Source organism: Methylobacterium sp. AC832 (genome assembly GCF_979256025.1).
On sequence record NZ_CEEDMV010000004.1, the window covers coordinates 422635 to 449190 of the forward strand.

A 26556-nucleotide genomic window follows, 5' to 3' on the forward strand; every position below is an offset into this window, starting at 1 on the left:
TATCCTATCCTCTGCCGAATCCGGCCGCTTCACATTCGAAGTCGAAGCCCGTCCTGCCATGGCGGCATCGCGGGAAGGACGATCGGAGACGGACGACAGATCGCGTCAGCCACGCCGACGCGCCGCCTCCGTGGCGATGCGCAGGAGCGTCGCGGAAGCATGGGCATGGGCGAGGTCAGGCGGGGAGCGTCGACAGGCGAGCACGGCCTCCTGAAGCAACTGCACGGCGTGGCGGAGGGCAACGGGAGACCAGCGCCCAAGCTGGGCTTCGACGAGCGCCTTACGACGGAAATGCAGCCCACGCCAATTGCCAACCATCATGCTCGGACTCTGTCCTTCACCTGCAATCCGTGTCGACAGCAGAGTAAGAGCGTGGCGCAGCGCAGAGCCGAGCATCATCGACGGATCCATACCTTCGTGCCGGAAGCGGCGGTAATCCCGTTCGACCTCCTCGCTCCGTCCGACGAAGGCGGCATCGATCAGCGTATTGAGGACGCTGCCGGCGACGTCGCTGATCACGGCCTCAACATCGTCGAGGGTGATGTCGGTCTGCCCTCGGGCATAGAGGGCCAGTTTCTCGATCTCCGACAGGCTCGCTCGACGATCACCGCCCAGGCTCATCGCCAGGATGTCGCGCGCCTCGCGGGCGATCCGCTGGCCATTCTCCTGAAGCGTGCGGTCGATGAGCTCCGCCAGGGCCCGCTCGTCATCGGCGTAGCAGGGCAGGGCGAGCGCCCGTGTGGATTTCTCGCAGAGTGTTCGCAACGGTGCGCTCTTTGCGAGGTCTCCCGCCTCTACGACGATGCGGGCGCCGGCGATCTCTGCCTTCAATGCCGCGTCCACGGCCGGGGCGTAATTGCGGGTTCCGGCCCGTACCCAGATGCTACGCTGACCGCCGAACAGGCCGACGGTGCCGGCCTCGTCCACGAGGCGACCTGCATCCGAGGCGAGGGTATCGCCATCGATCTTGACCAGCGCAAAAGGATCGGAGGGATCGGTGACGAAGCTCTCGGCCAGACGCTTGGCGCGCTCGAAGACCAGGCCGGTATCCGGTCCGTAGACGAGGATCACCGCGATCTGCGACGCGGGTCCACGTCGCAGCAGCGCCTCGATATCGCCAGCCTTTACGGCGGTCAGGGCTTGGTCACCAGCACGGATGCGACCCGCGTCTTGATCTGGTCGGCCAAGGTCTTTGCCAGCCGGATCTCAGCGTCGCGGGCCGCACGCAGCGAGGCGAAGCGCTGGATCGAGCGGTCATAGGTGGTGGTGGCGACGGCCACACCCTCGGTGATGATCTTCGAACCGTCCAGGGATTCGAGCGAGAAGCGGATGGTGCCAACCAATGTGCCGGCCTCGGCGCGTCCAGTCTGTGACGACACGATGGGGGTCTTCACAGATTCGCTGCCCTGCATCTTCAGGCGGTAGCGCTTGGGAGAAGGCTGGCCCGAACCATCGAGATCGAAGATGAGTTCGCTGCGCAGATAATGGCCGAGCCGCTCCTGCCCGGCAGCGGTGGAGACGTCGTCGACTTGGATCGAGGCAAGAAGCGCGGCCATGGGCTCGCCCGACGCGGTCGGTCCATAGAGCGGGCGAAAGCAGGCCGAGAGATTGACGGCCATAAGGGAGACCAACGCGATTTTCGCCGCGCGGGACCGTACCGCCTGTCTCAGCCCATGGATCATCATCGCAGCAATGCTCTCCGTCCGGTCTCGCTCTTTACGGCGATCCCGCCTGTCGCGTCACCTGTATAAGCGGCAAGCTTTACGATTCCTCTGCGGCAGGACGATGGTGATGCCCGAAACGACATCGCCCTGGAGGGGCGTCCTTCGTCCTGCCGTTATGCGAAGTCTCGCCCTGCCCAGGCCTTGGCGAGATCTGACGTGCGAAGCCGCGCCTCGCTCACACCACGAGATTCACGATCCGGCCGGGCACGACGATCACTTTGCGGGGGACACGGCCTTCGAGCGCCTTCTGTACGGCCTCGTCGGCCAAAACAAGGGCCTCCACCGCGGCGGTGTCGGCCGTGCGCGGCACGGTGACATCCGCCCGCTTCTTCCCGTTGAGCTGAACGGGGAGGGTGATCTCGTCCTCCACAAGCAGGGCACGATCGACCACCGGCCACGCGGCTTGAGCGACCAGTCCCTGCCGTCCGAGGGCCGACCAGCATTCCTCGGCCAGATGCGGCATCATCGGCGCAACGAGCTGCGTGAGGATGCCCGCCGCTTCCGTCGCCGCATCTCGCGAGACGGTAGCCGTACGGATCGCCTCATCGAGAGCGTTCGACAGCGTGTAGATATGGGCGACGCAACGGTTGAAGCGGAGGCGCTCCACATCCTCTTCCACCGCAGCAAGAGCCTTATGGGCGGCCTTGCGAAGCGCAGCGTCCGACGCTCCGCTCGCTGCCGGCACGCCCACCGCGAGGGAGACCAAGCGCCAAACTCGCTGAACGAAGCGGGCCGCGCCCTGCACTCCATCCTCCGTCCAGATCACGTCACGCTCGGGCGGAGAATCGGACAGCATGAACCAGCGAGCGGTATCGGCCCCGTAGCTCGCGATGATGTCGTCTGGGTCCACCACATTCTTCTTGGACTTCGACATCTTCTCGATGGAGCCGATAGCGATCGGCGCATCTGTTTTCACGTGAAACGCTTGGCGCCCGCCGCCCCCGGCGGTGATGCGGATATCCGCAGGCTGAACCCATGCGCCCGCTGCGTCCTTGTAGGTCTCGTGGACGACCATGCCCTGCGTGAACAGGCCGGCGAATGGCTCCGAGACCCCGGACCAGCCCGTCGCCTGCATCGCCCGTGTGAAGAAGCGGGCGTAGAGCAGATGTAGGATCGCGTGCTCGATGCCGCCGATATACTGATCCACCGCCAGCCAGTGATCGACCGCCGAACGGTCGGTCGGCGCATCCTTCAGCCAGGGAGCGGTGAAGCGGGCGTAGTACCACGACGAATCCACGAAGGTGTCCATCGTGTCGGTCTCGCGCCGGGCAGCAGCGCCGCAGCGCGGGCAGGGCACGTTACGCCAAGCATGGTCGCGTTCCAGCGGATTGCCGGGTGTGTCGAACGAGACCTCGTCGGGCAATTTCACCGGCAGGTCGGAGACCGGCACCGGCACCGGACCGCAGGAATCGCAATGGATGATGGGGATTGGGCAGCCCCAATAGCGCTGGCGCGAGACGCCCCAATCCCGCAAGCGGAACTGAACCTTGCGCGCCGCCACCGGCTCACCGTCCAGGATCTCGCCCTCCAAGCGGTTGGCCACGGCATGGAACGCTTCGTCCGTCGTCATGTCGTCGAGGAAGCGCGAATTGATCATCCGTCCATCGCCGTCATAGGCGGTGTCGGTGACGACGAAGCTCGCCGCGTCCTGCCCCTCCGGACAGACGACAGGCGTATTGCCGAGGCCGTACTTGTTGGAGAAGTCGAGGTCGCGCTGGTCGTGAGCCGGACAGCCGAACACGGCGCCGGTGCCGTAATCCATCAGGACGAAATTCGCCACGTAGACGGGCAGCAGCCAGGACGGGTCGAGGGGGTGGCGCACCCGCAACCCCGTATCGAAGCCGAGCTTCTCCGCCGTGTCGATCGCGGCCTGAGCCGTACCGGTTCGGCGGCATTCCTCGATGAAGCTCTGGAGTTCGGGCCGCATGGCAGCAACCGATGCCGCGACGGGGTGGTCCGCCGCAATCGCCAGGAACCTCGCGCCGAACAGCGTGTCGGGCCGGGTGGTATAGACCTTGATCTCGCCGTCACGGCCATCGAACGCAAAGCGGACCTCGAGCCCTTCGGAACGTCCGATCCAGTTCTTCTGCATCACCCGGACCTTCTCCGGCCAACGCTCCAGGCCGTCGAGTGCGTCGTAGAGATCCTGCGCGAAATCGGTGATCTTGAAGAACCACTGGGTCAGCTCGCGCTGCTCTACCAGCGCGCCCGAGCGCCAGCCGCGCCCGTCGATGACCTGCTCGTTGGCCAGCACGGTATGGTCCACGGGGTCCCAGTTCACCTTGGCCGTGCGGCGGGTGACGAGTCCCTTGTCGAGGAAGTCGAGGAACATCCGCTGCTGGTGCTTGTAGTAGTCGGGATCGCAGGTGGCGATCTCGCGGCTCCAGTCGAGGGACAGGCCCATGCTCTGCAACTGGCCGCGCATGGTAGCGATGTTGGCATAGGTCCAATCGCGCGGGTTGACCTTGCGCTCCATGGCGGCGTTCTCGGCCGGCAAGCCGAACGCATCCCAACCCATCGGATGGAGCACGGCGAACCCCCTCGCGCGCTTATAGCGGGCCACCACGTCACCCATGGCGTAGTTGCGGACGTGGCCCATATGAATGCGCCCCGACGGGTAGGGGAACATCTCCAGCACGTAGTATTTCGGTCTCGGGTCGTCGTTGCGCGTGGCGTAGATGCCGTGCGCGGCCCAGGCCTCCTGCCAGCGCGGCTCGGCATCCTTGGCGTTGTAGCGCTCGGGAACGGGCATGGGGGAGGAGGTCATGAGAGGAACTCTGAGATACGGGCCAGGATGGCCTGGCAAGGCGCCTCACGCGGCGCCGGAGAGGTTGGATGCCGGACTAACACGGCCTGTTTGCCGGTCAACAGAGCCGTCACCGCCAAAGCCCGGCGCTTGCGGACCACGTTGCGGGTGTTAGGTCAGGCAGGACCTGCCCTTCCTCTCAAGGCCGACGAGACATCATGCCCGACTCTACCCCGCCGAGATACGCTCATCCGCACGCGGCCGACGTCGTCGCTGGCTTGAAGGCCGTGCGCGAGACCATCGTCCAGGCGGCCCAGGATTCCGAGCGGGATCCTGCCGAGATTTCGCTGGTGGCCGTTTCGAAGCTCATCGATGCGGATGGGATCATCCCCGCCCTAGAGGCAGGTCATCGGGTTTTCGGCGAGAATTACGTTCAGGAATCGAAGGCGAAATGGCCTGCTTTGCGTGAGCGCTTTCCCGATGTGGAGCTTCACCTCGTTGGGCCGCTGCAATCGAACAAGGCGCGCGAGGCGGTGGAATTGTTCGACGTGATCCATGCCCTCGACAGGCTGTCACTGGCGGCGGCCCTGGCCAAGGAGATCGACCGTACCGGGCGGACGCCAAAGCTGCTGGTTCAGGTCAATACCGGTGACGAACAGCAGAAGGCCGGCGTCTCGCCGTCACAGGTGGATGTTCTTCTCAGCGAATGCCGTGAGACCCACGGCCTGGCGATCAACGGTCTCATGTGCATTCCCCCCGCCGAGGACCCGCCGTCGGCGCATTTCGCCCTCCTGGCCCGCATCGCCGAGCGTCACAACCTGCCCATCCTCTCCATGGGAATGAGCGCAGATTTCCCGGCGGCGATCCAGATGGGAGCCACGCATATCCGCGTCGGCACGGCCATCTTCGGCGAAAGGCCGCGCCCCGCCGGAGCGTGATGCGGTTCCAAGTGGGTTAGCCGGCCGGGAAGGGGGCTGGTTGGTGAGGAATGGAACGCCCTTCCCCACCGGCGCCAGCTTTCCCAGGCCTGCGGAGCGGAGCCCGGGATTCGCCGCACCCTAGCCGAATGCGCCCACCTCATGCTGGATCATGCCCGACAACTCGCGGACACGAGCGAAGGACTGGCGGATCGGGCCGAAGATCGTCTTGTGCTCCGATTCATAGGTTCCGACATCGCGCGGGCCGGCGGGCTCACCGAAATTGAGCCCGAGAGTCGGGTCCGGCGTGATCGGAAAGATTTCGTCGAGCATGGCGAGGCAGCCGTCTATGTCGAGGCGCAGGAAGCGCTCGATCAGCTGCTCGCGAGTGATGCCCGATTGCGGGCGGAAGCCCGGAATGTGCACCGCCAGGAACCAGATCCGGTGGATCAGGGCGAGGCGCAGGGCATGAAGCATGGTCAGCCGCACCGACATCTTGCCGAGGTCCGGGGCGGCGGATTGCAGACTCAACCAATCGCTGGTGAGGCGGCCGAACAGACGGCGCAGATCGGGTGCAAGCCGCAAGCGGTCGAGGGCGGTGGCGATGACGAGGAGTTCGTCGCGCCGGTCGTCGCGTTGTGTGCGCCGTGCCCGTTCGAGCCACATGGCCGGGTCGAGCGTATCGATATAGGCGCGCAGCACATCGAGGTCGCCCACCGCCGAGGCATGCTGGGCGAGGCGGAACGCGCGCGAGAACCGAACCGAATCGCGGCGCATGTCACGGAACAGATCCGGTGCGCGGCTCGCCGCCCGGCCGAGGCCGTGGAGCGAATTCGCGAGATAGCCCAGCTGGTGCAGGATCGCGTTGTTCGGAATCGCCCGCATCTGGCGGGGATGGGTGATCATGCTGGGGCCGCCGCTATCGGTCTGGCGGGCCACGGGACGCGAGCCGGTGCGGTCGAGCAGGCTCGGGCCGAACGTGCCCAGCAGCGCCGCGTAGCCGGGATCATCCACCAGGGCTTCCATGTCCTGCCGGGCCACGGTGAAGAACTCGGCGGCGAAATCGGCCTCACCGTAGATCGGGTCGTCGGTCTCGTCGGCGCCCGGCGCGTCGGACAGGACATAGTCGGCAAAGGAATCGTCGTCGGCCGTGTCGAAGGCGAAGACGTGTTCGGCGATCCGCTCCACCGTCGAGCGGGCAAGAGCCTGGGTGCCGAACATGAGGTAGCCGTCCGAGCCCTGGAAGCTCGATTCCAGCCGCACCTTGATGCCGGCCTTGCGGTTCCGGTGCCGTGAATCCTCCGGGGCGAGATAGGCGAGGCGGTCCCGAAGTGAGGTCGGATGGGCACCGCGGCCGATCGATTCGCCGTGGGTATCGAAGATCGCCAGTTCGATGCCGGACAGGCCGTTCTGCGTCATCAGGTCGGTGATGCGCAGGCGCAGGCGCTCGATCCAGAAACTCGCGGCGAGCTGGCCGACATAGCGCCCTGAATCCGAGTAGCCGAACTGCACGGTCAACCGGCCGATGCGCTTGAGATAGGCGCGCCAATGCGGGTTGCGCAGCGCGTCGTCGAGGACGCGAATGCCCTGTTCCAGTGCACTCGCCGTCTCGAAGAGCGGCGTGATCTCGACCTTGTCGCTGATCCCGTAATGCCGGGCCAGCCAGAGGGCGGCGAGAAGGGTGTAGCCGGTCTCCGTCTCTGCGATGAGGAAGCGCACCGGATGGGTGCCGTCCACGTGCTTCAGGATCTGCGCGATGGTCATCATCAGGCGCGCGGCCGAGGCACGCTCGGCGGCGAGCGCGCCGAAATCCACGGCCACCGGCTGCACATCGTTGAGAAGGGCATGGATGGTGGCGAGATGCGAGCGCCGATGCGCTGCGTCCGTCGGCTCGCCGTCGAGATCGATGACCCGGCGCACGGCATTGTGGATCTGGCTGGCGTTCAGCCGGAAATGCGGCAGGGCGTTCGATAGCCCATGGGTCGCGATGCCGGAGCGCAGGAGGGCGATGGCGCGCCTGTCCTCGTCGCTCTCCACGCCGCCGATGGCTCCGGCGAGGCCGGCCAGGATCGGTCCGGAATCGGTCTGGGCCCGCTCGCGCTCGATGATGAGCGCCAGCGAGAAGCGGTGCACAGCCTCCAGGGTAGGTTTGGTCCCGAGGCGCGGGGCGACGGCGAGCTGCCGGTTCACGGCCGCCAGCGCGCCTTGCGTCAGCTCACGTACGACGTTCGTGGCGGGTACGACTGGGAGGTGGCGCATGACCCTGTCGAGCTGCATCCGCTTCGATTCCAGGCGATAGCGCAGGGTGTCCCACCAGCCGATATCGGTGCGTCCATCCGTGTCGCAGCCGACCCAGGATGCGATGGCGAAGGGTTTGGGCACCAACTCGGTCCAGCGGTCGGGCCAGCGCGCGCGGGCCGCATCGAGGAGGGCGGCGTTGAAGCTGTCCAAGGCCGTACGACCGTGATTGGCCGCGAGGCAGGCTTGTTCGAATTCATCGTCGAGGCTGATCTTTGCATCCGGCCGGGTCGAGAGGGCCGCGGCTTTCTCGAGCAGGGGCAGGCGTGCTGCCTCGCTGTCCTGCGACGCGGCCTCGGCGATGAGCGCCGCCACGGCCTTCGGCATCCCGAATGTCGGGTGGGCAGTGAACACCACGGCGAAGCCGGTACGGCCGACGAGGTCGCGGAAGGTCTCGAAATCCCCCGTTCCTTTCGGAATCGCAGCCACGAGACGGGCAGGCATCGTGTTGTCCGCCGATGTCTGGGTGTCCCGGTCCAGCCCGACATAGCCGCGCAGGCGCTCCGCCCGAGCGATCAACGATTGTGCGCGCAGGCGGGTGAACAGGCCGTCGAGGTCGTCGTCGTCAATTTCTTCGCGGTCGAAGCGGCGCGTAATCGCGAGCGTCACCGCCAAGACGGGATTGCGGAACGGATCCTCGCTCGAACGCTCGCGAGATTCCTCGATGAGGGCGATGAGATCCTGTTCCAGCTCGCCGGGATCGGGCACCGCATTGGCTGGGCTGCGGTCAAGCATGCGCATCGATCGACCTTGTCTGGACAGAAGAATGAGGACGGCCCCGGAGTCGAGTCGCCTTAGAACAGGTTGGGCATCGCGCCGAAGACAATGCGTGCATGACGACCCGTCATCCACCGACGGATGGCTTGGCCGAACAGCATCACCACCGTGCAAAGCCAATCCGTCCGCATGGTTTCGGCTCCACGTTCCCTCGGCGCAAGGGGTCGAAACGAGACGCAAGGACCGTTCCGACCGCGGTAACCCGAAGTGCTATGCCCGGCACTTGTGCGAAAGCGCTCCTGTGGTGCGAGGCAAGTGGATGCAACCCGGTTCCGGCTGGGGTAACCCTCTGGGCCATGCAGATCCGTCCGATCCCGTCCTGTCCTCCCGGCGACCCGAGCTCCGTGTTTCGGGCTAGGAGGATGCGGAGCGGGAGCCGCCTGGCGCTGGTCTCCTGCGTTGCCCTCTTATGCGGGGTGCTGGGAGCCGCTCCCGGACTCGCGCAAGAAGACGCTGCGGCACCGCTGGGCGAGGCCGAGGCACCGGCCCCCAAGCCTAAGCCGAAACCAAAGCCCAAACCGAAACCGAAACCCGTCGCCAAACCTGCCGAGGCGCCCGATGCTTCTCCGGCCGCGCCCCTGCCGATGCCGGCAGCCAATCTCGCTCCCGTGAAGCTGCCCGAGCTCATCGTCGTCTGCGACAACGGTCAGGGTGCGTTCTACGAAGGGCAGGGCGCGGTCTCGCTCTGGGTGACGCGGAGCGGCACGATCACCGTCGACAACCCGCTTCGCCCCCTGACGCCGGAGGCTACCCGCGTGCTGCAGGTCGTCATCGGCAACAAGGCCGCCACCGCCTTCGGCCCCGACCTCCTGGCCCTGCGCCGGGGCGGCAGCCCCGCAGCCCTGGAGGCCACGATAGGCGGACCGGTCCGTTGGGACGAGCAACTCACGGTCCTGCCCGATTTTCTCAACATCGTTTCCGAGGCGGGCGAGGTCCTGGCGCGCCTCGACTACCGCCGCTGCGGCGATGCCCCGGAGGTCAAGGCGGCGCCGGTCGCCAAGGTGAAGCCCAAACCCGTCGCCAAATCACCGCGCCCGCCCAAGGCCTCCGCCGCCGAGGGAGCTGGGCGAGGGGAGGGCGCAGCCCCTCGCGGTCTTCAATTGCCGCAGGGCGCCATTCCGGCCGGCCAATAGTGATCGCGGGACGAGGGAGACCGACATGAAAGCCGCCGAGGTGATCGCCAAGCTGGGGCTCCAGCCCCACCCGGAGGGCGGCCATTATCGCGAAACGTTTCGCGATCCGACGGAGGTCGATGGCCGTTCGGTGGGCAGCGCGATCTACTACCTGCTCGATCTCGGCGAGACCTCGGAATGGCACCGGGTCGATGCCAGCGAGATCTGGTTCTGGCATGCTGGCGCGCCGATGGTGATCACCACGAGCCCGAACGGTCACGATGCCTCCGCTACCTATCTCGGCCCCGACCTCGCCCATGGCCAGCAGCCGCAGATCGTCGTGCCGGCGGGGCATTGGCAGACCGCCACGAGCCTCGGATCGTGGACATTGGTGAGCTGCACCGTCTCCCCGGCCTTCCGGTTCGACGGGTTCGAGATGGCGCCTCCGGGCTGGCGGCCGGTGCCGCGCAGCTGAGGGAGAAGCGTTTCTCCGTTCGCCTTGCCCGGGGCCTAGCCCTCGATCTCGTCCTTCTTCGCGATTAGCGGCACGAGCGGGGTGATCCGCAGGGCGGTGATGCGGTTCTTCGCCTTGCGCAGGACCTGAAACCGGAAGCCGTGGAAATTGAAGGCGGTACCGGTATCGGGAATCGCCCGCGCCTCGTGGATGACGAGGCCGGCGATGGTCGTCGCCTCCTCATCGGGCAGATTCCAGTCCATGGCGCGGTTGAGATCGCGAATGGCGACGGAGCCATCCGCATTCACCGAGCCGTCGCCCTGGGGGCGCACCCCGGAGACTGTGACGTCATGCTCGTCGGCGATGTCGCCGACGATCTCCTCCAGGATGTCTTCCAGCGTGACGAGACCCATCACCTCGCCGTACTCGTCGACGACGAGGGCGAAATGGGTCTTCTTGGTGAGGAAGGCCTTGAGCTGGTCGCGCAGGCTCGTCGTGTCGGGCACGAACCAGGTCTCGAGGGCCAGGGTCTCGACCTTCAGACCGGAAGCGTCGCCCCCGGCGGCGTCGAGCGCGCGCAGCAGATCCTTGGCGTGAAGCACGCCGATGATGTTCTCCGAGGTGCCGCGCCAGAGCGGCATGCGCGTATAGGGCGAGGACAGAACCTCGCGGACGATCTCCTCCGAAGGAAGGTCCGCATTGATGGTGCGCATCTTTGTGCGGTGCACCATGACCTCGGACACGGATAATTCGTGCAGGTCGAGCAGGCCGCCGAGCATGTCGCGCTCGGCTTTGGCGACACCGCCCTCGCGGTGGAGCAGGGCGACCTGCCCGCGAATTTCCTCGGTGGGCGAGAGGATCGACTGATGCTGCCCGATACTGACGCCGAAGGGGCGCAGCATCAGCCGCACGACTTTCTCGATGGCGATGGCGGCGGGGCCGAGGAGCGCTACCGCGAAGGCGACGGGCCGCGCCATCACCAGGGCGGCCTGGTCCGGCTTGTTGATGGCAAGGGTCTTCGGGAGCACCTCGGCGAAAACGATGACGAGGACCGACATCACCCCGGTGGCGTAGAGCACCCCGCTCTTGCCGAAGATCGTGGTCAGCACGCTGGTGGTGAAGGCGGAAGCGCCGATGGCGACGATGTTGTAGCCGATCAGCATGGCGCCGATGAACCGCTCGCGCGAGGCGAGGATGCGGTTGACGAGGCGTGCCCGCAGGTCGCCGTTGTTCTCCAGGGAGAGCATCCGTGCCCGCGAGGCTGCGGTGAAGGCGGTCTCAGCCCCCGCGAAGAAGGCCGAGAGCAGCAGCGACATCACCACGATGCTCGCGGCGAGCCAGAGATCGGTATGCGTGTCCATTAGGCGGTCGTCGCACCAAGCCATGCCGCACCGGCACTGTGCCGGTTCCGGAAAGCCCCCTCATATACCAACCCAGGAGCGAATCGATGCCGCAGGCGTCGGGATCGGAGGGGATGCGGTTCATGGAGCGCATCATCCCCAGTTGAAGCTCCAGGCCTCCAGTACAGGGAGGCGATCCAGTCACGCCCCGCGTAGTTCGTCCGTCAGGAAGGCCTTTACCTCTGCGCGGTCGATGCCAGGTGCGATGAAGCTCTGGCCGATCCCCCGTGCGAGGATGAAGGTCAGCGCGCCGTCCCGGACCTTCTTGTCCTGGGCCATGGCGTCGAGGATGGCGTCGACGCCCCCGCATCCGCCGGGGACGGCCTGAAGCCGGGTAGGCAGGCCTGCCAGGGCCAGATGGTTGGCCACGCGACCGGCATCCTGGCCGGGGCAGAGGCCGAGGCGGGCGGAGAAGCGGAAGGCCAGCGCCAGGCCGATGGCGACGCCCTCGCCGTGGACGAGGCGGGCGGATTCGTAGCCGGTGAGCCGTTCCAAAGCATGGCCGAAGGTGTGGCCGAGGTTGAGCAGGGCGCGCTCGCCGTCCTCGCGCTCGTCGCGCACCACGACGCCGGCTTTTGCCCGGCAGCAGATCGCCACCGCCTCGTCGCGCTCCGGGCCGCCGGAGAAGATGCCGGCCCAGTGGCCCTCGCACCAATCGAAGAAACCGGAATCGGCGATGAGGCCGTATTTCGCCACCTCGGCGTAGCCGGCGCGCATCTCGCGTTCGGACAGGGTGTCGAGGGTGGCGGTATCGGCCAGGACCAGACGCGGTTGGTGGAAGGCGCCGATCAGGTTCTTGCCCAGCGGCGAGTTGATGCCGGTCTTGCCGCCCACCGAGGAATCGACCTGGGAGAGCAGGGTCGTGGGTGCCTGGACGAAGCGGACGCCGCGCCGGAGCGTCGCCGCCGCGAAGCCGGCGAGATCGCCGACCACGCCGCCGCCGAGGGCCACCACCAGGTCGTTGCGCTCGATCCGGTGGGCGAGGAGGCCGTCGCACACCTGTGCGTAGACCGCATAGCTTTTCGAGGCCTCGCCCGGCGCCACGGTGACGAGACCGGAGCGCAGGCCCGCCGCCTCCAGGCTCTCGCGCAGGCGTTCGCCATAGAGGCCCACGACCGTCTCGTCGGTCACGATGGCGGCGGCCCGCGCGCCGAGGGCGGCCACGCGTGCACCCGCCTCGGCGAGGAGGCCCCGCCCGATATGGATGTCGTAGTCGCGGCCCTGGTCGAGGGGGACGTGGACCGTCTGTCCGTCACTCACTGCGCGGCGACGCCTTGGTTCGAGGGGCCGTTGAGATAGGCATCGAGGGCCTCCATCACGTCCTCCACCACGCGATCATGCGACACGTCGCGCGAGGGGATCATCACGTCGGCACTGCCATAGACGGGATGCCGGATCTCCATCAACTGCCGCATCGTCTCCTCGGGGTCGTCGGTTTGGAGCAGGGGCCGGTTGCCGCGCTTGCGGACGCGGCGCATCAGCACGTCGAGTTCCGCCTTCAGCCACACCGAGACGCCGCCCTGAGCGATGCGGGCGCGTGTCGCCTCGCGCATGAAGGCGCCTCCGCCGGTGGCCAGCACCAGCGGCCCCTCGCGGATGAGCCGGGCGATCACACGCTCCTCGCCCTCGCGGAAGCTCGGCTCGCCGTAGATGGCGAAGATGTCGGGGATCGTGAGCTTGGCCGCCGCCTCGATCTCGTTGTCGGCATCCTTGAACATCAGCCCAAGTCGCGTCGCCAGACGTCGCCCTACCGTGCTCTTGCCGGCACCCATGAGACCGACGAGCACGATCGAGCGCGCGCCGAGAGCGCGGCGGAGCCTGACTTCAATGGGATCGGGAGCGATGTCGCCCTCCGATGGCTCGATCTCGGTCATCGTTGAAATCTTGATATACCTGTTCTCGCGATCCTAGCGCGTTTCACCGTCCGGGCGAAGCGAGGCCGTAAACCACGACGCGATTCTTAAAGGCGTCTTCATAGGGCCTGCCTCCAAAGCCGCGAAGCCTCCCGATCCGGTGAGGCCGATCGCCGCTCGTCGACCGGGATTCTCTTGCGGTGCACCCTGTGGCTCCGAAGTGCTTGCCATTGTGGGCCCGGCATGGTGCAACCCCTTGGCTTGGCTGTGCAATGACTTGCCTGCCGATCTCGCGGACCGAAGCCGTCCATTTCCGCAGAGTTCCCTCCGACCGAGGTTCGTCCGAGTGCCGACCCTGTTTCGTTTCCTCGCCACGCTCGCCATCCTCGGCGGATTGGTCTTCGCGGGCATGTTCGCGCTCGCGACCTTCGTTCAGCCCACGCCCCGGGAAATGAGCGTCAGCATTCCCGCCGCGAAGCTACAGCCGCCGAACCGGTGACGGGCTCGCCCGGGGACGAGGCGGGGACCGACGGCCCCGCTCTCATCGTCGCGTATCTCGACATGCTCGCGGCCGAGCGGGGTGCCGCCGCCAATACGCTCGCCGCCTATCGCCGCGACCTCGACCACTACCTCGCGGCTCTGACCGCTTCGGGACGTGACCCGCTCGTGACCGATGCGGGCGAGGTCCGCGCCTATCTGGCGGATCTCGAAACCCAAGGGTTGAAGGCCTCCTCCGCCGCACGCCGGCTGTCCTGCATTCGCGGCTTCCACAAGTTCCTCTACGCGGAGGGGTTCGCCGAGGCCGATCCGAGCGCGCCCGTGGGAGGTCCACGCAGGGGGCGCACCCTGCCCAAGGTGCTGTCGGTGGCCGAGGTGGACGACCTGCTGCGCACCGCCCGCGAGCGAGCCGTGGCGTCGGAGACCGGGGACGCTCCGGGCGAGCGGCAGCGCGCGGTACGGATGCTGTGCCTGCTCGAAACCCTCTACGCCACCGGCCTGCGCGTGTCGGAACTCATCGCCCTGCCACGCTCGGCCGCCACCACGAAACAGCGCTACCTCGTGGTGAAGGGCAAGGGCGGACGTGAGCGGCTTGTCCCGCTCACCGATCTCGCGCGGGGCGCCATGCGCGAGCACCTGGCTCATCTCAGCGGAGAGGGTCCCTTCCTGTTTCCGGCCGACAGCGAGAGCGGCCACCTGACCCGGCAGGCTTTTGCCCGCGACCTCAAGGTGGCAGCCGTAGCAGCGGGGATTCGCGGGGACCGCGTGAGCCCGCACGTGTTGCGCCACGCCTTCGCCAGCCACCTCCTTCAGAACGGGGCCGACCTGAGAATCGTGCAGGAGCTTTTGGGACATGCCGACATCTCGACGACCCAGATCTACACGCATGTCCTCGACGAGCGGCTGAAGAGCATGGTCCGCGATCTCCACCCCCTCATGGACGAACCGGCCGAACCCGACACCGCTCCCATCTGAACGGACTGCCACACCGCACCGATCCGGCTGCGTCTCAGCCGGCGATCTGACTTCCCCTGCTGACCGCGATCGTCGTCTCATTGGTCAGCGAGAACACGATACCCGCGCTGCGCAGGGCGCCAATCGCCTGATTGCGGTTGGCCACCGAGACGGAGGTGATGCAGCCCTCGAGCCGACGGACGGTCGAGAGCGACACGCCAGAGGCTCCGCTCAAATCCGCCATCGACCAGTCGAGCAGTGCGCGTGCCGCACGGATATGTCCAGCTTCGATGCGCTGTTCGAGGCCCTGCAGAAGGCGGCCTGTAGGCCTGATCTTCAGATGGATCGGACCAACGAAATTGGTCCAGCTTTCGACAGCCCCCGTCTCATTCAGCATGGGAATCATCACCATGCGGTAAGTCGCGGTTTCCCCATTCGCCAATCTGAGGTTCGGCATCGTATGGACGAGGCGCTTGGTGAGATACAGTTCCCGCCCGTAATCGCGCCAACGGATGCGCTCGCCCTTCAGGACCGGCAGGGTCGGCTCCTGCAGGAGTTCTCCTTCGGGAAGTCCGACGAGGTCGAGCCATTCCGTCGAGAACTTCCTGAACGGGTAGATATCCGTGGTCGACGTGAATGCACCGACACTGTCGAAGATCGCACGGTCCCGCTGCCGCTGCTCCGCTTCGGCACAGGCCTGCATGGCAGGGTCGCCGATCTCGGCGAGGATGCCATGGGCACTCAGGGGCCGTCCATTGGGCGCGGTCGTCACCTCCACACGGCTCAAGACGGTACAGACCCTTGAATCCGGCCGGACAATGCGGAAGATCGAGGGCGGAACCGCCTCCGATCGCCTGACGAAGCCGGGTGCCATGGTCCGCGGGCAATCATCCGGATGGATGAGCTTAAACAGGAGCGCGTAATCGGGCCTGACGAGGCCGTCGGGAATCCCCAGGATCGGATAGAGCCCGGGCGACCAGAAATGAGTGCCGTCGACGAAGTCCCAATGCCAATGCCCGACACTTACAAAGTGTCTGACTATGTCTGAAACGCCATCCGATAGGTTTTTAAACGTACCGCCGTGCATTGTGAGACCACAAACTCACGATGATCGTCGGAAACAGGACGGAGCCGGCGAGCCGAAACGACGATCTGAACCAACGAATATCTATCTTTTGATAGTATCGCAATATTCATTTGGGAAACATCCTTACCGTGATGCCAAATCGCAGGGCGATTGCCGATGTCATCGACCCGCCCTGACAAGGCTCTTTTGTAAGGGCGCCCGGATCTCTATCATGGGCTTTCGGCGAATCTCCATCGCCCCTGGAACAAGCATGGCCACTTGCGCGAGCATGCGAGTCTCATAGGCGGATCGTCCTCGTCCGGCCGGCCCCGCGTGGTCGTCTCCGGCGCCAGCGTCACGCCTCTCCACCGGCTCCGCGCTCAGACATCCGCCTCCTCGTCGAGCGTGTCCTCGATATAGACCTGTTCCAGTACGACCTTGATCACCGCCATCAGCGGCAGCGCGAGGGCGATGCCCCAAAGGCCGAACAGCACGCCGAGCACGAGCTGGCCTGCGAAGATGGTGGCCGGCGGGATGTCCAGAGCCTGCTTCTGGATGAAGGGCGTCAGCCCGTAGCTCTCCAGGCATTGCACCACGAGGTAGACACCGAAGGCGCCGAGAGCCGCGTTGGTGCCGGAGGCGAGGCCCGCCAGCACGATGACGACGCCGGCGATCAGCGGGCCGATGGTGGGGATGAAGGCGAGGAGCCCCGCTTGCAGGCCGAGGATGAGGGCGCCACCGATGCCGAGGAAGCTCAGGCCTGCCCAGATGCAGACGAAGATCACCGCCATGGTGATGAGCTGGCCGAACAGCCAGTGCCGGAGGGTCTCGCCCATCCCGTCGAGGAGGGCGGTGGCGCGGGGACGGTAATGCGGCGGCACGAACCGCACCGCGCCGTCGCGGTAGCTGGCGGGATCGGCCGCGCAGGCGAGGCCGAGGAACACGATCACCAGGACGTTGCCCAGCGCATTGAACAGGCCGGTGATGACGGTGGCCGCCGGTCCGAGCATGCTGCCGGCATCGGAGAGAAGGGAGCCGGGGCTCTTGATCGCACCCGAGGCGAGGCCGCCGAGGCCCCCGGCCTTCTTGTCCTTGTCGGTCTCGGTGTCCTTGGCTTTGTCAGTGTCCTTGGCTTTGTCGGCGTCCTGATCGCCCGGCGTTTCGCTCGGTACCGAGAAGGCCGGCAGGTCTATCCCGTATTCCTTCAGGCGGTCACGGACAGACCCCGCCTGTTTCGTGACGGTCTGGCCGAGCTCCCGTCCCTGCTGCACCACCGTCGCGCCGCCGAAGGCGAGGAAGCCGAGGGTGAGCCCGCCGAGGATCAGGCTGACGATGGTGAGCCGCAGCCCGCGACCGAGCCCGATGGCCTGGCCGAGCAGGCGCGTCAGCCCATCGAGGAAGACCCCGAGCAGGATTCCGGCGAAGATCAGGAGCAGGGTCGAGGCGGCGGTCCAGGCGAGGATCAGGAGGGCGATGAACGCCACCACGGCGATTCCCGAGGCCGTCGGTGACCAGTTGGCGGGGTGCGGACCCGGCTCGTCCTTGATCGGCGTACCCTGCTGCATCTGCCCGTCCCCTCGCGCGGTCTACCGAAGCGCGGTGCGAACGGGCGCGCGAAACCCGTTACAGACAAGGGGCGCAGGGCATGAGGCCCGCTCTCATCTGTGGACGGACCGGAGGCGAATCGCCGCCGGTCCGCCCTCACGCCCAGCGTGACGCAGCCTCATCGTCGGCGCCCGTGGCCTCGACCCAGCCACCCATGGTGCCGTCGGCCAGATGCTCACGCTTCCAGAACGGAGCCTTCGTCTTGAGATAGTCCATGAGGAAGCTCGCCGCCTCGAAAGCGGCGACGCGGTGGCTTGCCGCCGTCACCACGAGGACGATGCCGTCGCCCGGCACGACGAGGCCGTGCCTGTGGATCACCCGCACGGCCTGGAGCGGCCAGCGGTCCTGCGCCGCCTCGACCACTCGGCCGATCTCCGCTTCGGCCATGCCGGGATAATGTTCGAGTTCGAGTCCGGTCAGGCGCCCGCCCTCGTCGCGGCACAGGCCGGTGAAGGTGACGATCGCCCCGGTCCTGCCCTGGAGAGTCCCGCTCAGCGCGGCCATCTCGGCGGCCACGTCGAAGGGCGCGCTCTGGATGCTGATCGCGGGTGCGGGCCGCTTTCCCGCCGTCATCTCGCCTGCCGACATCCATCGATTCCTTGACGCATCGGCGCGAAAGCCCTCGCGACCGGGTTTGATCCCCCTTAAGGGATGCGCGACATTGCAAAGTCCGCGCGGTGGTTCCACGCTGTTGCGCGTCGTTCCGGCAACACCATTCCGGCGCCCGGCCTTTACCACTCGACCGGCATGGGTGCCATGCCCAGTCGGTTCCATACCCGGTCCACGCCACCGGCTTCGAAGGAATTCCCCTCGCGTGACGCCTGAGTTGATCCTGCCCCATGACGGCGTCCTGCCGGTCTTCTCGGCCCGTCCGGTCTGGTGCGGGCGCGGAAGCACGGTCATCGGCGCCGCCACGATCGGTGCCCAGGCCTGGCTCGGCGACGACAGCGTGATCCGTGCCGACGGCGAGGCGGTGACCGTCGGCGAGCGCTTCTGGCTCGGCCATCGCTCGACGCTCCATATCGCCACCGATTCGCATCCCACCCTCGTCGGTGACCGGGTGACGGTGGGCCGCAACGCCGTGGTCCATGCCTGCACGGTCGGGTCCGACGTGGTGATCGAAGACGACGTCATCGTCCTCGACGGGGCCACCGTGGAGGACGGGGTGCTGATCGAGGCCGGGGCCACCGTCTTTCCGCGCTCGCACCTCGCCGCCGGATTCGCCTATGCCGGCAGCCCGGCGAAACCCCATCGTCCCGTCACCGCGGCCGAGATCGCCGAGCGGGCCGAGCGCGTGCGCGAGGCCACGGGAGATACCCCGTCGCCCGTCGCCGGTGACGAGATCGATGTCGATCCCAGCGTCTACGTCGCCAGCACGGCGCGCCTGCGCGGCCGCATCGCCCTCGGCGCGGGATCGAGCGTGCTGTTCTCCTGCGACCTGCATGCGGAGGTCGGCCCCATCCTCATCGGCGCCGACACCAACATCCAGGACAACACCGTCATCCGCGCGCGGGCCGAGGGCGTCGTCATCGGTCGCGACACCACGATCGCGCATAACGTGCGGATGGCCGATTGCCGGATCGGCGCGCGCAGCCTCATCGGCATCGGCTGCGTTCTCGCCCCCGGCACCGTGGTGGCCGACGACGTGCTGCTCGCCGGCGGCTCCACCACCGATCCGGGCCAACTCCTCGAGAGCGGCTATCTCTGGGGCGGCCGCCCCGCCCGCATCCTCGGCCCCCTCGACGCGGACAAGCGCGCGATGATGACCCGCATCGTCGCCGGCTATTGCGAGCATGGGCGAGTGTATCGCCAGATGGAGGCGGGTGAGAACTGACCGGATGCCGGAAGTGCGTCTGCCGTCCGGTTCTCGAATGCGACGATCACCCGGTAGGTGCCGGTCCGCACCAGCGTCAGTGGCGGCATCTCTTAAGGCATGATGGCATGCAGGAGGGCAGCGCATGGTCGCTTCGTCCAATGATGCTCATGAGACGTGCTTCATCGCGTTGATCGGCGCGGTGCTTCTGGCCCTCGCCGCACCGGTCGCGGCTTCGGCCGAACCGGCACCCCAGCGCTTTTCCGTCACCTATCGCCTGCTCTTCCTCAACCTTCCGGTTGGTGAGGCGGATCTCTCCGTCGATCAGACCGGTGGGCGCTACGCCTACGATCTGAAGGCGGGCCTGCGCGGACTGGCCGGCGTCTTCTTCGAAGGATCGGGGACGGCATCCGCGTCGGGGGAGCGGTCGCGGAGCGGAGCGCTCACCGGCACGTTCCGGTCCGACAGCCTGTACGGTCGTAAGCCGGTTCAGGTCTCCATGACCCTGTCGAACGGCCGCGCGCACGACGAGAGCGTGGAGCCGCCTCCGACGCCGATGCCCGACAGGATTCCCGTAGCGCCGCAGGACAAGGTCGGCGTCGTCGATCCCCTAACCATGCTGGCGATTCCGCTGGGTCGGGCATCCCTCGACCCCACCCTCTGCGAGCGGCGCATCCCGGTCTTCAACGGGGTGACCCGGGCGGATATCGTCCTTTCCCGCGGGGTGCTGGTGACCGTCCAGGAGGGACCCTATCGCGGACCGGCACTCGATTGCCGGGCGCGCTGGGTGCCGATCTCGGGCCACCGCCCCAATGGCAGCAGCGTGCGACGCATGGCCGAGAACGACGACATCCGCGTACGGCTCGCGCCCGTTCCCGGCGGGGCGATGCTGTTGCCGCTGACGATCTCCCTGCCCACCGGCTGGGGCAATGCGGGGATCGAGGCGACGCAATGGGGCCCGAAACCGGAGCCCTCGGGCCGCACTTCCGTGAAGGTCCATTTGCCCAACGCACGGTAAGGCGTCCAACCTATTCCTCCGCGAACAACCCCGTGGGCAGGCCATCCATGCTGCGCGCGTTCTTCTGGCGGCGATAGGCGTCGAGTTCGGCCTCCGTCTTGGCCTGGGCCCAGCGGTCGAGGGTGGGACGTTCCTCGCGATAGTCGAACAGGGGCACGCCGAAGCCGCAGGAGGTCTGCACGAGATCGATCGTGAGGCGCACCATCTGGCGCGCTCCGGGCGGCTCCTGTCCGTAATACGCGCCTGCCAGCAGACCGGCATAGGCGTCGCTGCCGCGCGCCAAGATCTCCCCGCGCCCATAGAGCCGCAGGATCGTCGGCGCGCCTTCGAAGGCGCAGAACATCACCGTCAGCCGTCCATCCACCCGCAGATGTGCAGCGGTTTCGTTCCCGCTCCCGGTACGGTCGAGATAGATCACGGTGTTCGGGTCGATGACCCGAAACGTGTCGGTTCCGCGCGGTGACAGGTTGATCCGCGTGCCCTCCGCCGCCGATGCGGTGAAGACGATATGCTGCTGGGCGATGAAATCGCGATGGCGCTCGTCGAGGGCCGGAAACTGCTTGGCCATGGGGCTTTCGGACGACAGGGGCGGGCTTTGAAACCTACAGCATCGTGCCGGATCTCGCATCCACGGCGATGCTGACGAACGCTTCCGAGAAGGAATGGCGGATCAGCGCAGGAACCGCCCGACCAGCAGCCGCGCCAGGTCGCGCGGCGGCTCGGGGGTCAGGACGGCGAGCTTGTTGGAGGTGGACAGGGAGGCGAGCCCGTGAAGGCCGGCCCAGAGGGTCGCCACCGCCTGCCGTCTCTCGCTCGCATCCGGAATCATGGGTTCGAGCACCCCATCGACGAGGTCGGTCGTCTGGGCCAGCGCGGCGGCGTACCAGTCGGGAAAGGCTGAATCCGGTGCCAGGGAATGTTCGAAGACGAGGCTCCAGACTCGCGGGTCTGAAGCCACGAAGGCGAGGTAGGCATCGGCGAGGGCAAGGGCGTTGTCGCGCGGGTCGGCGTCGGGACGGATCGCGCCGGTGAGCGCCGCGTGCAGGCGCTCCAGGGTGCGGGCGTTGACCCGCATCACCACCGCATCGAGATCGCCGACACCGTTGTAGATCGAGTTCGGTGCGTAGCCGATCACCGAGGCGAGCCGGCGCATGCCGAGGCCGCGCAGGCCCTCTAGGCGGACCAGGCCCTCTGCCGCCTTGGTCACCAGGGCCTCGAATTCCTCGCGGTTATGCTCGCCTCTCGGGCCGGTGCCGCGCCGTGCCGGTTTGGTTGCCTTCGCCACGCTGTCCCCACGCTCGCGTGCCGCCCGGCACGCCACCAGCGCATAGATTGCACGACGTGCAAAATCAACGTTGCCGCCATCCCTGCCGGGCATTAATTTGCACGACGTTCAAAAATCGTGGCCGTACCGGATTTGACGGTTCGTTACAGGGTGGGCAGTCATGGTCCGCCCCGAGGAGACCAAGATGTTCCGTAGCTTGATGACGACGCGCCGGTTCGCGCCCCTGTTCTGGTGCCAGTTCTTCTCGGCATTCAACGACAATTTCCTGAAGAACGCCCTGGTCTTCCTGATCCTGTTCAAGGTCGCGGGCGCCGGGGGAGAGGCCGCCCATCCGGGCATCCTGGTGACGCTGGCCGGTGCCGTCTTCATCGGCCCGTTCTTCATCCTGTCGGGTCTCGGGGGTGAGCTTGCCGACCGTTACGACAAGGCGCTCATCGCCAAGCGGCTGAAATTCGCGGAGGTCTTCGCCGCCGCCGCCGCAGCGATCGGCTTCTTCCTCCATTCCGTGCCGGTCCTGTTCGTGGCGCTCGGCCTGTTCGGCACAGTGGCGGCCCTGTTCGGCCCGATCAAATACGGCATCCTGCCCGACCACCTGAAGCGCAACGAGCTCACCGCCGGCAATGCGCTGGTCGAGGCCGCGACCTTCCTCGCCATCCTGCTCGGCACCATCGTGGCCGGCTTCGCCAGCGCGCTCGGCGGCGATGCGCTGGCCTTCAGCGCCCTGATCATGGTGTTCGCGATCCTGTGCTGGCTCTCCGCGCGGCAGATTCCCTCCACCGGCGAGGCGGCGCCGACGCTCAGGATCGATCCCAACGTCGCCCGATCCACCGTGGCCCTGCTGCGTGACCTCTATGCCGACACCCGCCTGTGGCGCGGCTCGCTCATCGTCAGCTGGTTCTGGCTGGTGGGCGCGGTGGTGCTCGCCCTGCTGCCGGTGCTGGTGCGCGAGAGCCTGAACGGCTCGGAGACGGTGGTGACCCTGCTGCTCGCGATCTTCTCGGTTGGCATCGCCATCGGCTCGGCGCTGGCCTCCTGGCTCGCCAGCGGACGCATCGTCCTGCTGCCGACGCCGATCGGCGCTCTGTTCATGGGCCTGTTCGCCCTCGACCTCGCCTGGACCATCTCGCACCTGCCGCCGGTCTCCGGCGAGGTGATGGGGGCCGGCGCCTTCCTGTCCACCGGGACGGGCCTTCGCGTGGCGGCGTCCTTCGCCGGCCTCGCCATCGCGGGCGGCCTCTACATCGTGCCCTCCTTCGCCGCCGTGCAGGCCTGGACCGACAAGGACAAGCGCGCCCGCGTCATCGGCGCGGTGAATGTTCTCACCGCCGCCTTCATGGTCACCGGGGCGCTGGGCCTCGCTGCTCTGCAGGGAGCGGGCTGGTCGATGGCCTCGCTCCTCACCCTCATCGGCGTCGCCAACCTCGCCGCTGGCGTGATCGTCCTGAAGGTGATGCCGACGAGCGCCTTCCGCGACTTCCTCTCGATCCTGTTCCGCGCCTTCTACCGGCTCGAAGTGCGTGGCCTGGAGAATGTCGAGAAGGCCGGCCCCAACGCCATCATCGCCCTCAACCACGTCTCGTTTCTCGATGCACCGCTGGCCCTTTCGCTCCTCGACAAGGAGCCGGTCTTCGCCGTCGACCACGGCATCGCGCAGCGCTGGTGGGTGAAGCCCTTCCTACGGGTGACCAAGGCGATGCCGCTGGACCCGACCCGGCCGCTGGCCACCCGCACGCTCATCAATGCCGTCAAGAACGGCGAGACGCTGATCATCTTTCCCGAGGGGCGCCTCACCGTCACGGGCAGCCTGATGAAGGTCTATGACGGTGCCGGCCTCATCGCCGAGAAATCCGGAGCCAAGGTGGTTCCGGTGAAGATCGAGGGGCTGGAGAAGACCGCCTTCTCGCGCCTCTCCCGCAATCAGGTCCGCCGCCGCTGGTGGCCGAAGGTCATCGTCACGGTGATGTCGCCGGTGGCGCTTACCGTCGATCCCGCGCTGAAGGGCAAGAACCGGCGGCGCGCGGCAGGAGCGGCACTCTACGACATCATGTCCGATCTCGTCTTCGACACCGCCTCCATCGACCGTAGCGTGATGAGCGCCCTGATCCAGGCCGGTGCCGACCATGGCTGGCGCCGCACCGCGCTGGAGGACCCGGTCACGGGCACGCTCAGCTATTCCCGCCTCGTCATGGGCGCCAACATCCTCGGCCGGAAGCTGATGCCGCTCGCCGCCGAGGGCAAGGCCATCGGGCTGATGCTGCCCAATGCCAACGGCGCGGCCGTGACCTTCTTCGCCCTGGCCAGCGCCGGGCGCGTGCCGGCGATGATCAACTTCTCGGCCGGCCCCGCCAACGTCCTCTCGGCCTGCTCGGCGGCGGAGGTGGACACCATCCTCACCTCTCGCGCCTTCATCGAGAAGGGCCGCCTCGGCGGCCTGATCGAGGCCATCCAGGGCAAAGTGAAGCTCGTCTACCTGGAAGATATTCGCGCCAGCATTACTACCGGCGACAAGATCCGGGGCTTCCTCAGCCCCCGCAAGCCCCTCGTGCCGCGGAGCGGCGACGATCCGGCGGCGATCCTGTTCACCTCGGGCTCGGAGGGCACGCCCAAGGGCGTGGTACTCGCCCATCGCTGCATGCTCGCCAACACCGCCCAGGTCGCCGCTCGAATCGATTTCGGGCCGACCGACAAGGTCTTCAACGTGCTGCCGGTGTTCCATGCTTTCGGACTGACGGCGGGCCTGATCCTGCCCCTGGTCTCCGGCGTGCCGGTCTATCTCTACCCGTCGCCGCTGCATTACCGGATCGTGCCGGAACTGATCTACGGCTCGAATGCCACCGTCCTGTTCGGCACCGACACGTTCCTCTCCGGCTACGCCAAGACCGCTCATTCCTACGACCTGCGCTCGCTCCGCTACGTGGTGGCCGGGGCCGAGGCGGTGAAGCAGGCGACCCGGAAGACGTGGAGCGAGAAGTTCGGCCTGCGTATCCTCGAAGGCTACGGCGTCACCGAATGCGGGCCGGTGGTCGCCCTCAACACGCCGATGTTCAACCGCTTCGGCACCGTCGGCCGGCTCCTGCCGGGGATCGAGTCCCGGCTCGAACCGGTGCCCGGCATCGAGGAGGGCGGCCGTCTCTCGGTGAAGGGCCCGAACGTGATGCTCGGCTATCTCAGGGCGGAGAAGCCCGGCGTGCTGGAAGCGCCGCCGGAGGGCTGGCACGATACCGGCGACATCGTCGCCATCGACGCGGAAGGGTTCGTCACGATCAAGGGCCGCGCCAAGCGCTTCGCCAAGATCGCCGGCGAGATGGTGTCGCTCGCCGGCATCGAGGCCATTGCCGGCGAGCTCTGGCCGGATACACCGAGTGCGGTGGCGGCGGTTCCGGATGCGCGAAAGGGCGAGCGGCTGATCCTGTTCACGGAGCGCAAGGACGCCACACGCCCCGCCTACCAGGCCTTCGCCAAGGCCAAGGGCGCCACCGAAATCGCGATCCCGGCCGAAGTGGTGGTCTTGGACAAGCTGCCGATGCTGGGTACCGGCAAGGTGGATCAGGTCGGCGTGGTCAAGCTCGCGCACGAGCGGGCCGGCGGCGAGGCCACCGCTGCGGCGTAGGTCTAGCGAACCCTCTCCCGGAAAGGGGGGAGGGTTCGTGGCCATTGTCCCCTTACCGCGTTGGCCAACCCCTCCACCTGCGCCTCCGTATGCGCGGCGGAGAACGCCACTCGCAGCCGCGCCGTCCCGGCCGGGACCGTTGGCGGGCGGATGGCGACCACGAGATAGCCCCGCTCCTCCAGAGCGGCCGAGAGGCCGAGCGCGGCGTCCGCTTCGCCGATGACGATGGGGACGATGGGGCTCTGTGCCTCGGGGAGACCGAGTTGCGCGGTGAAGCGGCGGGCGAGGGCGAGCGGACGCGCGGCAAAATCCGGTTCGGCCTCGACGATGTCGAGGGCGGCCAGGGCGGCGGCGGCCGAAGCCGGCGGCAGGCCGGTGGTGTAGACGAAGCTCCGGGCGCGGCTCGTCATCAGGTCGACCACGGCGCGGGACGCGCAGAGATAGCCGCCATAGGAGCCGAGCGTCTTCGACAGGGTGCCCATTTCGAGGGGCGCCCGCGCGTCCTCCCCGATGACGCCGAGGCCGTGGGCGTCGTCCACCAGGGTCCAGGCATCGTGCGCGTCGGCGAGAGTCAGGATGTCGGTGATCGGCCCCCGGTCGCCGTCCATGCTGTAGACGCGCTCCGTGAGGATCAGTGCGTGCTGGTGGCGAGAGCGGTGCTTGGTCAGGAGCGCTTCGAGATCGCCGATATCGTTATGGGCGAACCGCATCACTTTCGCGCCAGAGAGCCGCGCACCCGCCCAGAGGCAGGAATGGCCGAGTGCGTCCACGAGGATCAGGTCGCGTGGGCCGGCGAGCCCGGAGACGATGCCGAGATTGGCGAGATAGCCGCTGCCGAAAACCAGGGCCGCCTCCGTCCCCTTATGGGCGGCGAGGCGCTCTTCGAGGGCCGCGAGGGGCGGGTGGCTGCCGGTGACGAGACGGGAGGCGCCGGCGCCGGTCCCGTAGAGTGCGGTCGCGGCCTGAGCTGCTGCGATGACACGCGGATCCTGCGACAGGCCGAGATAATCGTTGCAGGAAAACGAGACGAGGCTGCGCCCGTGCCGCGTCGCCGCCGCCTGCGGGCCACGCGTGGTGGGATTGAGATGCCGGCGCAGGGAGGTTTCGTCGAGGCGGGCGAGATGGTCGCGGGCGAACGCTTCGAGGCTGGTGGGGCGGTCGAGGTCGGACATGGGAGCGGGAAGGAAGCTCGCGCCATCGCGATGTCAAGCGAGTGGCGCGACCAATCGCGCGGCCGATCCCTTTCGATGAGGCTAGGGCGTGGAGCGTGAGGAACTGTGCCGGGGACGAACTTGGGTCTCTCGAGAGGCATAGGATGGTCCCGGAGAAAAACCGGATCCCTTTGGAAGGCCGGTCACCGACCCTGCCTCCGGCGGCTTTCAGATCGGGTTGCGGCTCGCTCCCTTGACCGTTCGGCCTCGCGCGC

The 26556-nt window shown here is 67.2% G+C and carries 21 protein-coding genes; 8 read left to right on the forward strand and 13 right to left on the reverse strand.

The genetic code is table 11. The annotated features are described in order from the left end of the window. Nucleotides 1-105 precede the first annotated feature (105 nt). From holA to leuS, 3 genes are all read right to left on the reverse strand, one after another. Nucleotides 106-1137: a DNA polymerase III subunit delta gene (gene holA / locus AC0IXR_RS16640; protein WP_471761592.1), complete on the reverse strand. Its 1032-nt coding sequence runs from the start codon at nucleotides 1135-1137 to the stop codon at nucleotides 106-108. Beyond that, nucleotides 1134-1685 (reverse strand): LPS assembly lipoprotein LptE, encoded by a 552-nt coding sequence (gene lptE / locus AC0IXR_RS16645; RefSeq protein WP_207413067.1) that lies wholly within the window; start codon nucleotides 1683-1685, stop codon nucleotides 1134-1136. Before lptE ends, holA begins: the two co-directional genes overlap by 4 nt. Nucleotides 1686-1899: 214 nt before the next feature. Further along, nucleotides 1900-4491: a leucine--tRNA ligase gene (gene leuS, locus AC0IXR_RS16650; protein WP_471761504.1), complete on the reverse strand. Its 2592-nt coding sequence runs from the start codon at nucleotides 4489-4491 to the stop codon at nucleotides 1900-1902. 197 nt (nucleotides 4492-4688) lie between these two features. Between leuS and AC0IXR_RS16655 the strand changes: the two genes are divergently transcribed. Further along, nucleotides 4689-5408, forward strand: a complete 720-nt coding sequence (locus AC0IXR_RS16655; protein WP_471761505.1) for a YggS family pyridoxal phosphate-dependent enzyme — start codon at nucleotides 4689-4691, stop codon at nucleotides 5406-5408. Nucleotides 5409-5528: 120 nt separating this feature from the next. Here the strand turns inward: AC0IXR_RS16655 and AC0IXR_RS16660 are convergent, their stop codons facing one another. Then, nucleotides 5529-8420 carry a phosphoenolpyruvate carboxylase gene (locus AC0IXR_RS16660; protein ID WP_156652701.1) on the reverse strand — a complete coding sequence of 964 codons (2892 nt, stop codon included), beginning with the start codon at nucleotides 8418-8420 and terminating at the stop codon, nucleotides 5529-5531. A 404-nt stretch (nucleotides 8421-8824) separates the two neighbouring features. On the opposite strand from AC0IXR_RS16660, the gene AC0IXR_RS16665 reads away from it, so the two are divergent. Both AC0IXR_RS16665 and AC0IXR_RS16670 read left to right on the forward strand, forming a co-directional pair. Continuing rightward, nucleotides 8825-9595, forward strand: coding sequence for a hypothetical protein (locus tag AC0IXR_RS16665; RefSeq protein WP_471761507.1), 771 nt, complete (start codon nucleotides 8825-8827; stop codon nucleotides 9593-9595). 25 nt (nucleotides 9596-9620) lie between these two features. Next, a complete protein-coding gene (locus AC0IXR_RS16670; protein WP_207413064.1) occupies nucleotides 9621-10049 on the forward strand; it encodes a cupin domain-containing protein in 429 nt (142 codons plus the stop codon). Between the two features lie 35 nt (nucleotides 10050-10084). On the opposite strand, the gene AC0IXR_RS16675 is transcribed toward AC0IXR_RS16670, so the two are convergent. The 3 genes from AC0IXR_RS16675 to AC0IXR_RS16685 form a co-directional block, all read right to left on the reverse strand. After that, nucleotides 10085-11389 (reverse strand): HlyC/CorC family transporter, encoded by a 1305-nt coding sequence (locus tag AC0IXR_RS16675; RefSeq protein ID WP_461225209.1) that lies wholly within the window; start codon nucleotides 11387-11389, stop codon nucleotides 10085-10087. A 180-nt stretch (nucleotides 11390-11569) separates the two neighbouring features. Continuing rightward, nucleotides 11570-12688 carry a 3-dehydroquinate synthase gene (gene aroB, locus AC0IXR_RS16680; protein WP_311275686.1) on the reverse strand — a complete coding sequence of 373 codons (1119 nt, stop codon included), beginning with the start codon at nucleotides 12686-12688 and terminating at the stop codon, nucleotides 11570-11572. After that, nucleotides 12685-13302, reverse strand: coding sequence for a shikimate kinase (locus tag AC0IXR_RS16685; protein WP_056423131.1), 618 nt, complete (start codon nucleotides 13300-13302; stop codon nucleotides 12685-12687). The genes aroB and AC0IXR_RS16685 overlap by 4 nt, the downstream gene beginning before the upstream one ends. A gap of 325 nt (nucleotides 13303-13627) precedes the next feature. On the opposite strand from AC0IXR_RS16685, the gene AC0IXR_RS16690 reads away from it, so the two are divergent. Beyond that, on the forward strand, nucleotides 13628-13780 hold the full coding sequence (locus tag AC0IXR_RS16690; RefSeq protein ID WP_056423134.1) for a hypothetical protein: 153 nt from the start codon (nucleotides 13628-13630) through the stop codon (nucleotides 13778-13780). Continuing rightward, the gene (locus tag AC0IXR_RS16695; protein ID WP_471761508.1) at nucleotides 13777-14754 is read left to right on the forward strand and encodes a site-specific tyrosine recombinase XerD; all 978 of its coding nucleotides are present in this window, start codon (nucleotides 13777-13779) and stop codon (nucleotides 14752-14754) included. Before AC0IXR_RS16690 ends, AC0IXR_RS16695 begins: the two co-directional genes overlap by 4 nt. A gap of 34 nt (nucleotides 14755-14788) precedes the next feature. Here the strand turns inward: AC0IXR_RS16695 and AC0IXR_RS16700 are convergent, their stop codons facing one another. From AC0IXR_RS16700 to AC0IXR_RS16710, 3 genes are all read right to left on the reverse strand, one after another. Continuing rightward, on the reverse strand, nucleotides 14789-15505 hold the full coding sequence (locus tag AC0IXR_RS16700) for a helix-turn-helix domain-containing protein (RefSeq protein WP_471761509.1): 717 nt from the start codon (nucleotides 15503-15505) through the stop codon (nucleotides 14789-14791). A 674-nt stretch (nucleotides 15506-16179) separates the two neighbouring features. After that, nucleotides 16180-17364 carry an AI-2E family transporter gene (locus tag AC0IXR_RS16705; RefSeq protein WP_471761510.1) on the reverse strand — a complete coding sequence of 395 codons (1185 nt, stop codon included), beginning with the start codon at nucleotides 17362-17364 and terminating at the stop codon, nucleotides 16180-16182. 136 nt (nucleotides 17365-17500) lie between these two features. After that, a complete protein-coding gene (locus tag AC0IXR_RS16710) occupies nucleotides 17501-17992 on the reverse strand; it encodes a molybdenum cofactor biosynthesis protein MoaE (protein ID WP_471761511.1) in 492 nt (163 codons plus the stop codon). A 226-nt stretch (nucleotides 17993-18218) separates the two neighbouring features. Between AC0IXR_RS16710 and AC0IXR_RS16715 the strand changes: the two genes are divergently transcribed. Then, on the forward strand, nucleotides 18219-19238 hold the full coding sequence (locus AC0IXR_RS16715; protein ID WP_471761513.1) for a gamma carbonic anhydrase family protein: 1020 nt from the start codon (nucleotides 18219-18221) through the stop codon (nucleotides 19236-19238). Nucleotides 19239-19362: 124 nt separating this feature from the next. Continuing rightward, nucleotides 19363-20235, forward strand: a complete 873-nt coding sequence (locus tag AC0IXR_RS16720; RefSeq protein ID WP_471761515.1) for a DUF3108 domain-containing protein — start codon at nucleotides 19363-19365, stop codon at nucleotides 20233-20235. A gap of 10 nt (nucleotides 20236-20245) precedes the next feature. Here the strand turns inward: AC0IXR_RS16720 and AC0IXR_RS16725 are convergent, their stop codons facing one another. Beyond that, nucleotides 20246-20803: a pyridoxamine 5'-phosphate oxidase family protein gene (locus AC0IXR_RS16725; protein ID WP_471761516.1), complete on the reverse strand. Its 558-nt coding sequence runs from the start codon at nucleotides 20801-20803 to the stop codon at nucleotides 20246-20248. A gap of 102 nt (nucleotides 20804-20905) precedes the next feature. Then, nucleotides 20906-21520, reverse strand: coding sequence for a TetR/AcrR family transcriptional regulator (locus AC0IXR_RS16730; protein WP_471761517.1), 615 nt, complete (start codon nucleotides 21518-21520; stop codon nucleotides 20906-20908). A gap of 184 nt (nucleotides 21521-21704) precedes the next feature. Here AC0IXR_RS16730 and AC0IXR_RS16735 point away from each other — a divergent pair, with 184 nt between their 5' ends. Next, nucleotides 21705-25130: an acyl-[ACP]--phospholipid O-acyltransferase gene (locus tag AC0IXR_RS16735; RefSeq protein ID WP_419953240.1), complete on the forward strand. Its 3426-nt coding sequence runs from the start codon at nucleotides 21705-21707 to the stop codon at nucleotides 25128-25130. A 2-nt stretch (nucleotides 25131-25132) separates the two neighbouring features. On the opposite strand, the gene AC0IXR_RS16740 is transcribed toward AC0IXR_RS16735, so the two are convergent. Continuing rightward, the gene (locus tag AC0IXR_RS16740; RefSeq protein ID WP_471761518.1) at nucleotides 25133-26302 is read right to left on the reverse strand and encodes an aminotransferase class I/II-fold pyridoxal phosphate-dependent enzyme; all 1170 of its coding nucleotides are present in this window, start codon (nucleotides 26300-26302) and stop codon (nucleotides 25133-25135) included. Nucleotides 26303-26556: the final 254 nt, after the last annotated feature.

Bases quoted from the DNA above. Each gene is read 5' to 3' on its own strand.
- AC0IXR_RS16675 (WP_461225209.1), bottom strand. From the start codon at position 11,389: ATGGACACGCATACCGATCTCTGGCTCGCCGCGAGCATCGTGGTGATG.
- AC0IXR_RS16725 (WP_471761516.1), bottom strand. From the start codon at position 20,803: ATGGCCAAGCAGTTTCCGGCCCTCGACGAGCGCCATCGCGATTTCATC.
- AC0IXR_RS16735 (WP_419953240.1), top strand. From the start codon at position 21,705: ATGTTCCGTAGCTTGATGACGACGCGCCGGTTCGCGCCCCTGTTCTGG.
- AC0IXR_RS16740 (WP_471761518.1), bottom strand. From the start codon at position 26,302: ATGTCCGACCTCGACCGCCCCACCAGCCTCGAAGCGTTCGCCCGCGAC.
- AC0IXR_RS16705 (WP_471761510.1), bottom strand. From the start codon at position 17,364: ATGCAGCAGGGTACGCCGATCAAGGACGAGCCGGGTCCGCACCCCGCC.
- AC0IXR_RS16710 (WP_471761511.1), bottom strand. From the start codon at position 17,992: ATGTCGGCAGGCGAGATGACGGCGGGAAAGCGGCCCGCACCCGCGATC.
- lptE (WP_207413067.1), bottom strand. From the start codon at position 1,685: ATGATGATCCATGGGCTGAGACAGGCGGTACGGTCCCGCGCGGCGAAA.
- AC0IXR_RS16720 (WP_471761515.1), top strand. From the start codon at position 19,363: ATGGTCGCTTCGTCCAATGATGCTCATGAGACGTGCTTCATCGCGTTG.
- AC0IXR_RS16670 (WP_207413064.1), top strand. From the start codon at position 9,621: ATGAAAGCCGCCGAGGTGATCGCCAAGCTGGGGCTCCAGCCCCACCCG.
- AC0IXR_RS16655 (WP_471761505.1), top strand. From the start codon at position 4,689: ATGCCCGACTCTACCCCGCCGAGATACGCTCATCCGCACGCGGCCGAC.
- AC0IXR_RS16660 (WP_156652701.1), bottom strand. From the start codon at position 8,420: ATGCTTGACCGCAGCCCAGCCAATGCGGTGCCCGATCCCGGCGAGCTG.
- leuS (WP_471761504.1), bottom strand. From the start codon at position 4,491: ATGACCTCCTCCCCCATGCCCGTTCCCGAGCGCTACAACGCCAAGGAT.
- AC0IXR_RS16665 (WP_471761507.1), top strand. From the start codon at position 8,825: ATGCGGAGCGGGAGCCGCCTGGCGCTGGTCTCCTGCGTTGCCCTCTTA.
- AC0IXR_RS16685 (WP_056423131.1), bottom strand. From the start codon at position 13,302: ATGACCGAGATCGAGCCATCGGAGGGCGACATCGCTCCCGATCCCATT.